Annotated in this window: 11 protein-coding genes; 5 read left to right on the top strand and 6 right to left on the bottom strand. The window is 38.1% G+C overall.

What is annotated here, in order from left to right:
- The first annotated feature begins 47 nt into the window (after positions 1 to 47).
- Positions 48 to 2669, top strand: a complete 2622-nt coding sequence (locus tag ACYVFA_RS02300; protein ID WP_460470172.1) for an Ig-like domain-containing protein — start codon at positions 48 to 50, stop codon at positions 2667 to 2669.
- A gap of 277 nt (positions 2670 to 2946) precedes the next feature.
- The gene (pheT, locus tag ACYVFA_RS02295; protein WP_460470171.1) at positions 2947 to 5379 is read left to right on the top strand and encodes a phenylalanine--tRNA ligase subunit beta; all 2433 of its coding nucleotides are present in this window, start codon (positions 2947 to 2949) and stop codon (positions 5377 to 5379) included.
- A 55-nt stretch (positions 5380 to 5434) separates the two neighbouring features.
- Here the strand turns inward: pheT and mce are convergent, their stop codons facing one another.
- The 5 genes from mce to ACYVFA_RS02270 form a co-directional block, all read right to left on the bottom strand.
- A complete protein-coding gene (gene mce / locus ACYVFA_RS02290; protein ID WP_460470170.1) occupies positions 5435 to 5842 on the bottom strand; it encodes a VOC family protein in 408 nt (135 codons plus the stop codon).
- 50 nt (positions 5843 to 5892) lie between these two features.
- Positions 5893 to 7017, bottom strand: a complete 1125-nt coding sequence (locus ACYVFA_RS02285; RefSeq protein ID WP_460470169.1) for an endonuclease/exonuclease/phosphatase family protein — start codon at positions 7015 to 7017, stop codon at positions 5893 to 5895.
- Positions 7018 to 7474: 457 nt separating this feature from the next.
- The gene (locus ACYVFA_RS02280; RefSeq protein ID WP_460470168.1) at positions 7475 to 7885 is read right to left on the bottom strand and encodes a DUF6010 family protein; all 411 of its coding nucleotides are present in this window, start codon (positions 7883 to 7885) and stop codon (positions 7475 to 7477) included.
- Between the two features lie 105 nt (positions 7886 to 7990).
- The gene (locus tag ACYVFA_RS02275) at positions 7991 to 8386 is read right to left on the bottom strand and encodes a hypothetical protein (RefSeq protein ID WP_460470167.1); all 396 of its coding nucleotides are present in this window, start codon (positions 8384 to 8386) and stop codon (positions 7991 to 7993) included.
- A 29-nt stretch (positions 8387 to 8415) separates the two neighbouring features.
- Positions 8416 to 9051: a tetratricopeptide repeat protein gene (locus ACYVFA_RS02270; protein ID WP_460470166.1), complete on the bottom strand. Its 636-nt coding sequence runs from the start codon at positions 9049 to 9051 to the stop codon at positions 8416 to 8418.
- A 704-nt stretch (positions 9052 to 9755) separates the two neighbouring features.
- Between ACYVFA_RS02270 and ACYVFA_RS02265 the strand changes: the two genes are divergently transcribed.
- From ACYVFA_RS02265 to ACYVFA_RS02255, 3 genes are all read left to right on the top strand, one after another.
- Complete coding sequence (locus tag ACYVFA_RS02265) at positions 9756 to 11285, top strand: response regulator (RefSeq protein ID WP_460470165.1); 1530 nt, start codon at positions 9756 to 9758, stop codon at positions 11283 to 11285.
- A gap of 200 nt (positions 11286 to 11485) precedes the next feature.
- Positions 11486 to 14113 (top strand): DNA mismatch repair protein MutS, encoded by a 2628-nt coding sequence (gene mutS, locus ACYVFA_RS02260; RefSeq protein WP_460470164.1) that lies wholly within the window; start codon positions 11486 to 11488, stop codon positions 14111 to 14113.
- 192 nt (positions 14114 to 14305) lie between these two features.
- A complete protein-coding gene (locus tag ACYVFA_RS02255; protein ID WP_460470163.1) occupies positions 14306 to 14581 on the top strand; it encodes a hypothetical protein in 276 nt (91 codons plus the stop codon).
- A 65-nt stretch (positions 14582 to 14646) separates the two neighbouring features.
- Here ACYVFA_RS02255 and ACYVFA_RS02250 read toward each other — a convergent pair whose 3' ends face one another.
- Positions 14647 to 16326, bottom strand: a complete 1680-nt coding sequence (locus tag ACYVFA_RS02250; protein ID WP_460470162.1) for a hypothetical protein — start codon at positions 16324 to 16326, stop codon at positions 14647 to 14649.
- Between the last annotated feature and the right edge of the window lie 86 nt (positions 16327 to 16412).

Genomic DNA, 16412 nt, shown 5'->3' with positions numbered 1-16412 from the left:
TGTTATCCCCTAGACACAAATGGATCCTGACACTATTTCTAAACCCTATGAGCAGACTTCTTCTAATAAAGACTTTATTAGCTGTTACTATTTTAAACATACCTTTTAAAGCATGGTCACAAACCATCACTATTACTGATACAAACCCACAGATTATATGTCCCGGTGTTACGCTTACCATAAATTTTACTCATGCTAATATAGCGCAGGGTAATGTTTTTACGGTGATGATTTCGGACCAGAATGGCTCTTTTGTCAACCCGCTTACTTCTACACTTATTCAAAATAATACGGCTACATCGGCTACGCTCACCATACCTGCAAATGCCACTAGTGGTTCAGGTTATTATCTGAAAGTTGTATCCTCTATTGACTATACCAGCGACACTAAGCCAATTCGGATTGGCGTGCCAACTCCGTATATTGTCAACCAAGCTTTATACTGCCCGGATGGTACCATTACCCTTCAGGTAAAATTATCTTCTGACACCCCTTTTCCTGAAGGTTATACTTTTCAGTGGTTTAAAGATAATGTGGCTATTGCTAATGAGTCGCTAAGTTATGATACCTATTTTAAAGGTCACGCACCTACCAATGCCGATGCGGGTAATTATCAGGTGAAAGCCAGTGCACCTGCAGGTGCTTGCAGTGCTATGTCAGCCCCTGTAAATATGCTTATGCTGGCAAGCTCTCGAACTCCGTTAGTGAGCGTATCTCCTGGTACGATACTCAGTGGTAGCACAGCCACGCTTACAGCAACCGGATGTAGCGGAGAAGTATCTTGGTATAATAGTTATACAAGTTATCATCCAACCGAAACAAGTTATCAGTCACCTTATACTTTTATTACGGCAGAAATAACCAAAGATAAAACCTATTATGTGTCTTGTACTGAAAACAATGATTGTCCGAGCGCAAAAGTGCCTTTTACTGTAAAATCCGATACAACTCAGGCACCACAACCGCCTTCATTGTCTGCATCTGCCAATAATTTTTGCTATTCTACTGTTTCAACAGTTACTATCAGCGCTGCTAATTGTGACGGCGTTGTGCGATGGTATAAAAATACCTATGCCGATGTGATTGAGCTTCTTGAAACAGACGAAAACGCTCCTTTTGAATATGTAATGACATCACCAGATATCAGGACTTACTACGCTGATTGCCGCAGGAATGGGGTACTAAGTACCAGCCGGGCAAGTATTAAATTAAACATAAAACCCTGGACTGATAGCCCCTCTTTATTCCCTTATTCTATTACGGTGAATTACGGCAGCGATGTAACACTCTATGCAAAAGGATGCGAAAATGGGACAATTAACTGGTATGATAATTACTTTGTCAGAAATGTAATTCATACAGGAAGTAGTTTCAATAAAGCTAATATAACGCAGAGTTCATCTTTCTTCTGTAGTTGTGTAGTAAACGGCTGTGAGAGTTATCTAATGGCAGCCTATGTTTATATACCTCGTTCAGGAGCACCTGAACAACCGACATTATATGTAAGTAACAGTACTGTATGCGGTACGGAGTCGCGTACTATAACAGCCATCGGTTGTTCGCAGGGAGTAGTTAATTGGTATAATCAACCCACAGGAGGGAATTTGCTTGGAACAGGACAGACTTTTACAACTACCATAAGTTATAATCCCTTAGGATCAAATTATTCTTATTATGCCGATTGCACAATTTCTGGTTCTTCGCCTAGCAATAGGGGAGAAATCTCTTTTACAGTATTAGAGGCACCGAATATTCCGGTTCCAGCCTCAACTCATATCATCACAGCCTGTGGAATGAGCCCCTCACTTTCTGCATCTGGTTGTAATGGAACTGTAAGATGGTATACCCATTCTACAGAAGTTGGCTTTGAAACAGGCACCACTTTTCAGGCGTATGGTAATTCTACGATATATTATGTAAGTTGCTACATAAATGGCGGCTGTGAATCTGTACGAGTACCCGTCTATATCACCTACTTATGTCCGTCTACTCCAATAATCAATACTATTGGAGGTAATAGTGTCTGTAAGGGAAGTAGCATAACATTAACCGCTACCGGATGTAACGGGTCTATAGTTTTATGGAGTGATGGAGGTACAGGAAATAACCGGGTGATAACACCAAACGAGAATTTTACCCTGGCTGCCAGTTGTACAATCAACTATTACACAACACCGCAGTCTAATACGCTCCCTGTTTCAGTTATTCCCAAACCCGTACTTTCCATTACCAATCCGTCTTCAGTTACCTATCCGGCAACTATCAATCTCACTTCACCTGCCATCACTACAGGTAGTTTTTTGCCATCAGGAACGATTTTGAGTTATTATACAGATATTGCCGGAAATATACCCTTATCCAATCCTTCTGCTATTGTCAGTTCCGGTACTTACTATGTCAAGGCTAGTAATATGGGTAATTGCAAAGACATTAAGTCAGTTTTAGTCAAAGTTTCAAATTGTAACGCCTCTCTGAACTTAATAAGTACACAGGATGACTACATGTCTGGGTTACAGATAAAGAATACAAGTCAGAATATTACTGCTACTAATAAAATAACGGGTGAGGCCAATGTAATTTATCGTTCAGGCAAATCGATTATACTCAATCAAGGTTTCAAAGCTGAAAAAGGAACAATTCTTAAAGCTGAAATAGGCAACTGTGATTAAGTATATAACAGGAAGGCATAGAAAAGGGATTCTATTTATGAGACCTGCTAAACAATCAGATAGAAAGCGAGATTCTGTCTGATATTGGTGCATGAATAAATTAGACCTTTACAAACTATTTAAACCTAAATCCCTATCTTTGCGAAAATTTTGTGGCGGAATTAATCAGTGAAAACTACTGATACTTGTAAGATAGTGGATATTAAATCAATCACTAACTCACTCAATCACTAATTCACTCAATTGCTCCCCCCATTTCACTACAATTATTGTTTGCATGAAAATTTCGTATAATTGGTTAAAGAGTCTGATAGAGATTAAAGAATCACCAGAGGAAATCGGAAAATTATTAACAGGCACAGGCTTAGAAGTTGAAGGAATTGAGGAGATAGAGTCGGTAAAAGGCGGATTAAAAGGCTTTGTGGTAGGAGAGGTACTTACCTGCGAAACTTTCATGGTGAAAGACAAGCAACTAAGCTTAACCACTGTTGATATTGGCGCCGAAACCCCTTCAACGATTGTCTGTGGAGCTTCCAATGTACGCGCAGGGCAAAAGGTAATTGTGGCCACTTTGGGAACAACGATTCATTTTGCCGATGGTAAATCGTTTACGATTGAAAAACGTAAAGTATACGGTCATCCATCAGAAGGAATGATTTGTGCTGAAGATGAAATGGGTATCGGTACTTCGCACGAAGGTATTCTGGTTTTGGATACTGACTTACCTAATGGTACACCAGCGGCTAAATATTTCTCTTTAGAACCTGATTTCCAGATTGAAATTGGTCTGACACCTAACCGTGCCGATGCGGCCTCTCACTTTGGTGTAGCCCGTGATTTAAAGGCCGTATTAGGTCGTGAAATCAAATTGCCTTCTATTGAAAAATTTGCTACCGCTGAACAGAAATCAACATTTGAGGTACTTGTTGAAAATACTGAGGCTTGTCCTCGTTTCTGTGGATTAGAGATTCAAGGCATAACAGTGCAGGAATCACCAGATTGGTTGAAGAAATCATTGCAATCTATCGGGCTGAATCCGATTAATAATATTGTAGATATTACCAATTATATATGCCATACTTTAGGGCAACCAATGCATGCATTTGATGCAGATGAAGTAAAAGGCAAAAAGATTGTAGTTCGAGTACCTGAAAAAGGAACGAAATTCGTAACGCTTGACGGTGTTGAAAGAACGCTTTCAGGTCATGATCTGATGGTATGCAATGCCGAAGAACCAATGGCCATTGCAGGCGTATTTGGCGGACAAAAATCGGGTATTAAAGCAACGACTGGCAATGTATTTTTAGAGGTAGCCTATTTCAGTCCGGTATGGGTGCGACGCACCGCTACATTCCATAGTCTTAAGACGGATGCTTCATTCAGATATGAACGGGGCACTGACCCGAATATGCCACCTTTTGCGATCAGACTAGCGGCCTTGTTGATACAGGAACTGGCAGGAGGAACGATTATGGATGGAGTGATAGATAATTATCCATCACCTATCGAAAACCTGACTATCACGGTTAAACATAAAAACATCAACCGTCTGATTGGTAAAAATCTGGAAGATGAATTGATTCATACAATTCTTGAAAGCCTTGATATAAAAGTATTGAGCGACGATGCCTACGAAATGACTGTAAGCGTGCCGCCATACCGTGTAGATGTAACCAGAGAAGCCGATGTGATTGAGGAAATTCTGCGTATCTATGGCTTTGATAATATCGAACTTTCGGAAAACTTACAGGCTGATTTCTTATCGAGCTTCCCTGATAAAGATGCAGATAAATTACAGATGCGTTTGATTGAATTATTGGCTGCAAATGGCTTTAACGAAATTCAGACACTTTCTATTACGAAACCTGCCTATAACGAAGCCGTACAAAGCATTGCCAAAGGCGGACAAGTTACTTTATTGAATCCATTGAGCGAAGAGCTTTCAGTAATGCGCCAAAGCTTGCTATTGACAGGTATGGAATCAGTGGCTTATAATATCAACCGTCGCCAGAAAGATTTGAAATTATTTGAGTTTGGTCGTTCTTATTTCACCAAACAAGAAGAAGGACAAGAGAAGAAATATAAAGAAAGTAAACACCTGGGTTTGTGGCTTACAGGTAATCAACAAAACGAAACCTGGTTAGCGGCTAATACGCCTGTTACTTTCCACGATTTGGCTCTGGCAGTACAAAAAGTGTTGAAGAGCATGAAAGTAAGCAAATTTGACACGCAAGAGGCTAACACAGGTATCTTCCAATATGGATTGACTTATATTGTTAACAAAAAGCCTGTTGTAAGCCTGGGTTTAGTGAAACCATCTGTGGCAAAATTAGCCGATGTAAAACAAGCTGTTTTCTATGCCGATTTTGACTGGGATTTCTTATTGAAACAATATTCTGATAAAGTAGAATACGTAGAAATACCAAAATTCCCGGAAGTACGCCGCGATTTATCGTTGGTATTAGATACAACAACCACTTTCGAACAGGTATCGGCCATTGCTTACAAGGTAGAACGAAACCTTTTGAAAGCCGTAAACGTATTCGATATCTATGAAGGAGAGAAATTAGGCGAAGGCAAAAAGTCTTATTCAGTAAGCTTCACGCTTCTGGACAAAGAAAAAACCTTAACCGACGAAAGCATTGATAAAACCATGCAACGTCTGATAGGAGCTTATGAGAAGGAACTGGGGGCGATAATTAGAAAATAAAGTTATTGCTTGAGATAACCACAGAGGTGTTTGATACAACTCTGTGGTTTTTTATTTAATATTTCCGCTCCTGACACAACTCAACCAATACTCCATTGCTACTCTTAGGATGTAAAAAACATACCAGTTTATTGTCAGCCCCTAGTTTTGGCTCAGCGTTCAGCAAAATAAAACCTTCACTTTCCAGTCGTTTCATTTCTGCCAGAATATCATCTACTTCAAAGGCAATATGGTGAATACCTTCGCCTTTTTTTTCTATAAATTTAGCAATGGCACTATCAGGATTACTAGCTTCTAATAATTCGATTTTTGTTTCATTTACCTTGAAAAATGAAGTCAGCACTCCTTCACTCTCTACGGATTCAGATTTATAAGGGGCTACGTTCAGTAATTTAGAAAACAAGGCATTAGAAGCCGCCATATCTTTCACGGCAATGCCGATATGTTCAACATTGGTTAGCATGGAAATCAGATTTTGTTTGCGGCAAGTTAGGGATTATTTTACCATAATTCCTATTGTAGTTCAACCCAGATTAAATGATGATCGCTGGCGGCATGAATTTCTTCTACCAGTTCAGGATAAACGTCCCATTTTTTTGGACGAACACCTGGCCAGGCCCCTTTTCTGAAAAGACCACAGGCAGTAATGCGTGCAAATAACGCGGGTGAAAGCAATATGTAATCTATCTTGTTTGCATCTGTACCTGAACCAAAAGTACCTTTTCCTTTAAATCCATTAATTCCAGGCGCATCAAAATTAGGGTGTTTCGATACGTCCTGCAAATCGGTATGTTGAAGCAGAGGACTTAATTCATTGCTATCAGGTGTATCATTCATGTCGCCCAGAATTACTATTTTATCCTTTCCTTCGGCCGTTAATCTCTCATATATTTCTTTAACTCTTGTAGACTGTGAAAGTCTTTTCTTTTTTGATGAGGCATTATTCCCACCGAATTTGCTCTTTAAGTGATTGGGCAAAATCCATATTTCCTCATTTGTTGGAGTATGAATTAAATATTCAGGACAATCTCTGCTGAATATCGATTCTCCAGTCGTAGCATTTTTATCATGTACGTGGCTTTGCATAATCCCAATTCTGAATCCATTTTTTGTCATAATCCCGACATCAATTCCGCGGGTGTCATTCCCATCAATAATCATTACCTCCTCATAAGGGCTACCGCCTACGCTCTTTAAAATTATATCACTATATTGTTTAAGGGCAATTCTATTTTCAGCTTCTATTGCAACAAATATATCCGCATTTACATCTCTGATCACCTGCGCTGTATTTGTAATAGCAGTGGCATTGACTGGTGCAGTTTTTAATTCAATCCAACCGATCCAGTCTTGTCTGCCATTGGCTACAATTTCGACTGATCCATCATTATGTCTTGATATGAGCTTACCACGGTTTTGTCTTAGAAGCACAAACTCACTTTCATCTTTATCTTTTAAGTCTAAATCCGTCAAGAGTTCAAGTATTCTTGCCTTATCGGCAGCAGTATATATGTCTAACTCTAGAAGATTATTCAGTTTAGTGACAATATCATTTATTTTATTACTTTCTTCTTTAGGCTCATTAAATATTTTGGGCCTGTCAAATAGATTTTCAACATTGAAAGATGCAATTTTCATGATGATAATAGATTTATATGAATTAGGTAAAACTTATTGCTGTACACTATCTGTAAACAGAATACGATAACCAATTGTCCAAATAAATATAAGAAGTCAAAATTTAAATAACTATATTTTTTTATTAAGCGGTGTGTGTTTTTTGTGTCTAAAATTATAGGATAGGTAAAGCGGTTTGAAGGTAATATTTAAGATATATTAGCTTAATGTTTACGTAATATTGTAGACAATCATGGTTGTTTATTGCCGAAAATATTATTTCCAATAAAAATTAAGCATATGCCGGGCAGCAGGTATAAGGTCGTCTTGACGAACAATTCAAGGGAATATAATTGACTATTTTAACTTCCTTAATCGCTCACTAAAATAATAAGGCAAGTAGTGTTTAGTAGTTTTGAAGGAGTCATGCCGATAATTTTTAGCAGGAAACTTCTCATACTAAATAAGGTTACAGACCTTACAATGCTTTCTTCTTAAACCAATCAAAAACACTGGGTGCACCCATACAAAGCCATAAAGCTAAAATCGGATCACAGATGGCGCATCCGGCGGAAGAGGAGGGAGACATCGGTACAATCGTATTGCCATAAAGATGATGCAGAATATCATAAACTGTATGCACTAACCAGCCAAGTGCCAGAAATTTATAATCTTTAAGTCCTTTAAACGCCAGATAAATCATTATTACTCCTAATGGAAATTCGTAGAAACCAAGACCACTGCTCCAATAAGTAGCTCCTGCTCCGGCAATAATAAGCGCATTGATAATTTGTCTGTTAGGTTCTTTTACTAACGAAAAGAGGGTAATGTATAAGCCTGCAATGAGTATTGCGGCCAGAGCAGTAATCAAAGTAAATTCCTTTGCCATTTTTTATTGTTTTTAATACAATGGCAAAGTTCAGCGTTTGCAGAGAAAAGAGTTAGGACACTTGAAGCATTCTTTAGGATTTCTCAATCATTTATGCTTATTACATTACCACGCCTCTGGATATGGATGAAAAATCTTATAAATCCGCCATACAATGGCCCCAATCCCAAAGCAGAATAGGGCAGCTGTTTGCCATTGAAAGAAGAGCCGGGCATCTATCTTCTCTATAATAGTCTCTGGTAGCATATAGAACCTTCTGATGAGCCAATACTGAAATGTAAGGAAAGTACCGAATACCAGACTGATGATGATATTGATGCTAAGCCTGCCTAGAATATAATTTTCAGGGGCACCCGTATATAATTCAAACATGGCATCAGGAGATAACAAGGTTTCAGCCGAGATAAAAGTGGTATTAAGTAGCAAAACCACAAAACCCCAGACTGCAATCTCACAATAGCCAAAACACATATAGAGAATAATTCCTAAAAGGGGCTTCATCAGGTTATGGGACTTTTAATTTACAATGTTTATTGCTTCTTGTTCTGCTTTTGCTGAGCCTCTTTTAACCCATTTTTAGCTTCATCTAGATTCGGGTCAAGAGCAAGAGCTGTCTTATAATCTTCAATGGCTTCTCTGTATCGCCTCAAATGATTCAGGACTTTTCCTCTGTAAGCATAATAATTTGCCTGTCTTGGAGTCATTTCAATGGCTTTGTTGAAATCTTGCATTGCTTCATCATAACGTCCGATATTATCTAAACAGATACCTCTGTAATAATAGGTCAAAGAGTTATCTGTTTTGAGTGAAATGGCTTTATCAAAATCCTGAATGGCTTCTGTGTATTTTGTGAAGTTTTTATAGCTTGTTCCTCTATTATGATAAGGCTCTGCGATTTTGCCTTCTTCAATATCTATTACTTTGCTGAAATCTGAAATGGCTTCATCGTAGTGCCCTAAAGCATCCAGACTTAAGCCTCGTTTATTGTAGATATTGACTTTGTTTGTATTAAACTTTATAGCTTTATCAAAATATTCTATGGCTTCTTCATAATCTCCCTTGATATATTTCTTTTCTCCCACCATCTCATAATCCTCAACTGTTTGCGCTTGGACAAATATTATTGATAAAAGAAAAACGAGAAAAAAAACTAAAAAGCTCTTCATTAAACTGAAAGGGTTTGGGTTGATAAGACTTAAAGAAAAAATTAATTTTTATTTAATTTGAGAGACGTCATTTTTCTTCACAGATATTTCAGGTAATTCTACCTGTTTATCATAAATAAAAATACTTATGCAATCTGAGTAAAAAAAGTATATACGTAAGAAATTGCACTAAAGAAAAAAAATCTACCGTTTAATCACGAAAATCGGTATAATATTTGTCTTATTAATAGCATATAAGTACGAAGAAATACGGAAAAGAATCGCTTTTTCCATATTTAAAAGGAAAGTAGAAGAATACACGATAATTTGACCCGATTGACATAAAGACTTCTCGTCAGGATTTACAATGACAAAGACCATGCCAATCAAAATTGAACCCACAGCTATTCATAAAGAGTGATTATCTATAAGAAATTATTTGTACCTATCAGTTCTTACTAAAAAATAAGCTTGTGTTTAAGGCAACTTAAATACATTGATTGTTTTATTTCAATAGATATGGTATTAAGCTCAATAATTTGCTTATCACCATCACTCCGACTGAATTTTTATAGAATACGGCCATCCAAATAAAACTAAGGTAAAACACATTACCAACCCATTTATAAAAAAAGTGCTTTCGTCATAACTTTAATAGTATCGTGTGCGCGCTACTATTTATATTTTAATCATAATTACACTCAAAATCTTTTTTGCTAAAGAGTATGAAAAACGTTATGGATGCCGAAAATTACCATCTATTGCTCGCTGAACTGATTAACGAACATTTGCCTAAAAACCACTCAAGATATAAATTCATGGATGGTTTTTTGAATTCGGTAAACGACCTGTTTGTCAGGTTTGAACACGAAAAAGAACAGCTGAAAGCATTAGTACGCCCGAGTGAAAGAAAGTATGCTGAAACCAACCGTAAACTGAAAGAAGAGATACAACAAAGACGTGAATCTGTTCAGAAACTTTCGGAAGGTATCAGCAAGCTTGATTTACCGAAAAATTACAAACTGCCTGATTTTGATGGAGACAACCTGTTTGAGCTGGCAGTCTTTATCAAAAAACTGTTGATTTATCAGCAAGGAATTGAAATTCAGTTGAGAAAGGCAAAGGAAGATGCCGATAAGGCCTCTGATGCTAAAACGGAATTCTTATCAATGATGAGCCACGAGCTCAGAACACCTCTCAACGGCATTGTGGCCATGACCTACCTCATGCAACAGGAAAATCATAGCCCGGAAATGCTCGAGAATCTTAAGATTTTACAGTTTTCAACCGAAAACCTCAACGTATTGATTAACGACATTCTTGATTTCAGCAAGATAGAAGCAGGTAAAGTTGAGCTTGAATGTATTGATTTCAATATTAAGGATCTGGTTACAAACATCAAGAAATCGATTGAAGTACACGCGGCTTCTAAGGAGGTAGAAATTGAATTAGAATTTGACGACAACATCCCTGAACAACTCATCGGAGACCCATTGCGCCTGAGCCAGATTATGAATAATCTGGTGAACAACGCTGTGAAGTTTACTGATAATGGCCGCATTACTATCAAAGTACAAATGAATCATTTCACAGATGACTCGGTGGCGCTTGATGTTTCGGTGAAGGATACAGGAATCGGAATCGCTAAAGAAAATCTGTCGAGAATTTTTGAGAAATTTGCTCAGGCTGATAAGCAAATTACCCGCCGTTTTGGTGGCACTGGTTTAGGTTTGGGTATTACAAAAAAACTACTGGAGTTGTATGGTAGTAAAATTCAGGTCGAAAGCAAGGTAGGTGAGGGTTCAAACTTCTATTTTACCATCAATCTGAAAGCAACTTCCCAGCCAACTACGATTGTTAGAAAAGAAGAGGTTTTTGACCAGCACACCCTGAAGGGTACAAAGGTTTTGTTAGTAGAAGATTACCCGATTAATATCAAAATCGCAACCCGGTTTTTAGAAAAATGGGGAATGCATTACGATACAGCTGCCAACGGAAAAATTGCTGTTGAAAAACTGGCTACCAACGATTACCAGATTGTATTAATGGACCTTTTAATGCCCGAAATGGATGGTTATACAGCTACTGAAAATATTAGAAAATTCGATAAAAGAACCCCGATTATTGCCCTGACTGCTTCTGTATTAAACACCCAGGACAGAGTTTATCAAGTAGGTATGAACGGTTTTGTAACCAAGCCATTCAACCCTAAAGAATTGTTTCAAAAAATTAACAAATACGCCTTAAGAGCCTAACACCCTGGGCTATTAACGCTTACCACCTTAGTAAAAAGAAAAACATTAACTCCCTGCAAAAGCCTCATTCTCTGGTAGAATTGAGGCTTTTGATTGTTATTAAGGGCTCCATAATCATACCACCATTTTCCTGATTCTATCTAGCTTCCCTCGATAAAAATGCGTAAATTTGTAGTTTAAGGAGATAAAAATCGTATCAAGTGGCACGTCCGTCTAAAGAAGAGTTAATAAAGCAAGCGAAAGAGACCCCTCTCAACCGACAATATAATCAAATCAAATCTAAGTATCCCGGAGCAATGCTATTGTTCCGCGTAGGGGATTTTTATGAAACATTCGGCGAAGATGCCATCAAGGCTTCAAAAATATTAGGCATTGTTCTGACACGCCGCAATAATGGTGGCGCACAAGAAGAATTAGCCGGATTCCCACACCACTCATTGGATACCTATTTGCCTAAATTAGTAAGGGCAGGTCAACGCGTGGCCATATGCGACCAACTCGAAGACCCAAGCACCGCCAAGGGTATCGTAAGAAGAGGCGTTACAGAATTGGTTACTCCTGGTGTATCATTTAATGATAATGTACTGAACACCAAGCAGAATAATTATCTGGCCTCTATCCATTTTGCCAAGCCTGATTACTTTGGTGTGGCGTTCCTGGATGTATCTACGGGAGAGTTTCTGACTACAGAGGGCAACACGGCTTATATTGATAAGCTTTTACAAAGTTTTGCTCCATCAGAAGTATTATACTGCAAAAAACATCGTCAGGAGTTTCAGGGTACTTTTGGAGATAAATTCAATGAGTTCTGTTTTGAAGACTGGGCTTATAAATATGATTTTGCTTATAATTTGCTCACTACTCATTTCAGAACTTCGTCACTGAAAGGCTTTGGTGTCGAAAACCTGGCTGATGGTATTATAGCGGCCGGGGTTATTCTACGCTATTTGTCTGATACAGAGCATAAAGAAATGGGCCATATCTCTCGTCTGACGCGCTTAGATGAAGATAAGTATGTCTGGCTTGATCGGTTTACCATTCGTAATCTGGAGCTCGTCTTTGCACAGCATGAGGGTGGTGTACCTTTGATTCAGGTATTAGACCAGACTATTACGCCAATGGGAGCTCGATTACTCCGCAAATGGTTGGTATTACCTCTGAAAGAAAAAAGCCTGATACAGGAGCGATTAGATACCGTAGAGTTTTTTGTGCAGAACGATGAAATGGCAGAAAACCTCTCGGTTCTTCTAAAGCCAATTGGCGATTTAGAGCGATTAATCTCGAAAGTAGCGGTTCGTCGAATCAATCCGCGTGAAATGGTGCAGCTGAAAAGAGCCCTTTCGCAAATATTACCAATCAAAAAACTATTAGAGATAGGCAGCAAGGAGTTTACTATTTTACAGAAGTATATTCATCAGCTTACCGATTGCCAGTATCTGGTAGATAAAATCGAAAAAGAAATCAGGGATGAACCACCGGTGGTGACTAATCAGGGAAATATGCTCAAATCAGGAGTGGATGCTGATTTAGATGAATTACACAAGATCGCTTTTTCAGGTAAAGACTTTCTGATTGAAATTCAGAACCGTGAGGCACAACGTACAGGTATTCCTTCGCTGAAAATCTCTTATAATAAAGTATTCGGTTATTATCTGGAAGTTTCCAATGCACACAAAAGCAAAGTGCCAAATGACTGGATTCGTAAACAGACCCTGGTAAATGCCGAGCGCTATATTACTGAAGAACTGAAAATCTATGAGGAGAAAATCCTGACGGCTGAAACGAAAATTTTTGAGATTGAGCAGAGATTATTCAATGATCTGGTAGTAACTGCAGGCGAGTTTGTTGCACAGATTCAGCAGAATGCCCGTATTATATCAATTCTGGATGCTTTATCGTCTTTTGCTAAAGTCGCTCTCAAGAATAACTATTGTAAGCCTAAAGTTACTGAAAATAAGATCATTCATATCAAGGAAGGTCGCCATGCTGTAATTGAGCAACAATTGCCTTTAGGTGAAAGCTATGTGCCGAATGATTTATTTCTGGATGATGAAACACAGCAGATCATCATCATTACAGGCCCGAATATGGCCGGGAAATCAGCTTTATTGCGTCAGACGGCTATTATTGTGCTAATGGCACAGGTGGGTAGTTTTGTGCCTGCCCAAAGTGCTGAATTAGGTTTGGTCGATAAAATATTTACCCGCGTAGGGGCAAGTGATAATTTATCAAGGGGAGAATCGACCTTTATGGTTGAAATGACCGAAACGGCCAGCATCCTGAACAACCTGAGCGATAGAAGCCTGATAATTATGGATGAAATCGGGCGTGGAACCAGCACTTACGATGGCGTAAGTATCGCCTGGAGTATTGCCGAATACCTGCACAATCATCCTAAAAACAAGCCTTGGACACTTTTCGCAACTCATTACCATGAGTTAAATCAATTGACAGAAGATTTTACCCGTATCAAGAACTTCAATGTGGCGGTAAAAGAAGTTGATAATAAAATTGTATTCTTACGTAAACTCAAAGAGGGAGGAAGTGAGCATAGTTTCGGTATCCATGTAGCTCAAATAGCCGGAATGCCCCAATCAGTAGTACTGAGAGCCAACGAAATATTACATCATCTGGAGCAAGACCATATCAAAGAAGATAATAAAGAGAAAATACAACAAGCCCCTAAAAATAATATTCAGCTGAGTTTCTTCGAGCCACAAGACCCGAAACTGGAAGAACTGAAGAATAAACTAAAAACCTTGGATGTCAATACCTTATCGCCAATTGAGGCTTTGTTAAAATTGAATGAGTTGGTGAAATTGGTGTAAGTTATTCCTATAAATAAATGTTGGAAATCTCGTATATATAGGATAGATTTACATGAAGAAAAAATTATAAAAATCTAAATGCGGAACACAAAGCCGCATTTTTAGGTTTTATAGAAACCGGCAACTGCATATGTCCACAATTTTTTTGAATCCGCAGTGGCAGAATATTTTCAATTTTAAACGCTAACAGCTATGGCATCATCATTTAACATTGACTTCCCTGGCACTTCCAATCAATTTGTTGTTACAGCCAATAATGCCATCACCCAAAAAGGTGGTATTTTTAAAGGTGATAATAACAAAGGAATGTTTAGCCTTGATACACCTATTGGTGATATCAAAGGCAGTTATCTGGTACTTTCTACAGTAGATAGTCCTCAGACTCATATTGAGGTAACTATCACAGACAAACCTTTTCTGGTTCCCATGAGAAAAATAGAAAATACCATTGCTGAATTTCTTACATAGGCCTATTATTAAATTTTACATAAAAAAGGGCTGTAAAAGCCCTTTCTTTTGTGAGTGCACAAAGCTTACTCTGCCACACCCATTGAGTTTATCTCCGTTAATTCTTTTCTTTGATGGATGTCGGCCAGCCTATCATTTCGGATGTAGATTCTTTGCTGGTCTATCTCTGCCAGAAACTGATAATTTTCATCAACTATTTTTTTTAGTTCCGGCACAGTTTCATAGCCACAATCCTTTCGAACGATAAACGACCCGGCATTTACATGTGTATCAATAAAAACAGGGGCAAGAATCCGTTGAAATTGCTCTACATAGGCTTGCCGGAATAATTTCTGTTGAGGCTCACTATACATACCCCAATAGGTATGGCTCCATCTCACGCCCTGCTTACGTTTCGTTTCCAGATAATGTTTCCCGGATTCTCCCCAGATAACCAGGGGTTCATTTGGCAAAGTATACCGGAGTATTTCCTGACTAATGGGCGAAATATTCATGGGTCTTACCGAATGATTTGCCGTCACATATTCATTTTTGCCTTGAACGTTTACCGTAAATGCTAAAATTACCAATAGTGTAGTGGCTATAACTATTTTTTTTAGTCGGAAATCGGGTAAAATCAGGAATTCATTCAGGAAATAGCCAAATAATAGAACAGTAGGGAAAACTAAAAATAGTAAATAATGATGAAACATAAACCCGGGTTTGAAGACGGCGAAAATGCTGCTACTAATGAAAACCAGTATAAATAAGGAAGTAAAGGTAGGTTTAAACTGCTTTTTATAAAAAAACTGATAGCCAATAAGCATCCCTCCCAGAACGACAATAATCTTAGTGAAAATATTAATCGGGTCACTAAATGAGTGAATGAAACCTGACAGAATAGAAACATTGCTGCCATAGCTCAGATTATTTTTGATGTAAAATACCCAAAGATTTTCAAGAAACCCGAAATAAGCACCAAACACAACGAGCAAACACGGTACACAAAGACCGCCTAAAGTAAATATGCTGAAATAAGAGATAGATTGTTTTTTCTTTTTTTGATAGATAAGCCAATAAGTAATTAATGCCAATAAAGCTGCAATCGGAATTGCCTGTAATTTCGTAAAAGGAACCATGCCTGCCACAAAACCAAACCAGAAAAGATGGCTTTTCTTTAATTCTTGATTTTTGACCATCAGTGCACATAAAAAACTCATGATACTCAACAAAAATATAGGGAGTTTTTCGCTGCTGAAATGTACAAAATCTGGAAGCCTGGTTGTACTCAGAAATGCCATTACGCAAAAGATACTGATAGCAGCAACACGGGTTGAGAAAAACTTTCGCAGGGTAGAGAAATTCAATATAAAATTGGCTATCATCAAAAATAAGCCAACGATGCGCGCAGATACATAATCGTACGGTTGTTTAAAAAGCTCGCAGAAAGCAGTGATTGAATAAAAACTGAACGGTCCACTGGTACATCCATCTACTGATTCCCAATACACTGGGTTTTCGGCAAGTGTCATGGCACCTACAATAAACATGCTTTCATCAGGATTTAACGATGTATTATAGAAAACGACAGGCAGACGAAAAGCCACGTAAGTGACGGCAAAAACGCAGAGCAACAAGTAGTTATAAAACTTAAGCTTTTCCGCAGGATTACGTAACAGAGGATAAAAGCTTAACAAGGCAGAGGCAACCAAGAGCAAGTTACATATTGCCAGATACAATCTGGGTTCAGAGTCAAAGTTTATCATGTGCAGTTTCAGTAATATGGATGAAAGGGTAATCTAATTTAATAAAACTTTCAACCATAAAATAAGTTTTTGACTCTTTAATAAAA

The sequence above is a fragment of the Emticicia fontis genome, assembly GCF_054779675.1.
Note: the sequence above shows the minus strand (reverse complement) of the source record. Positions and strands in the feature narration are given on the sequence as shown.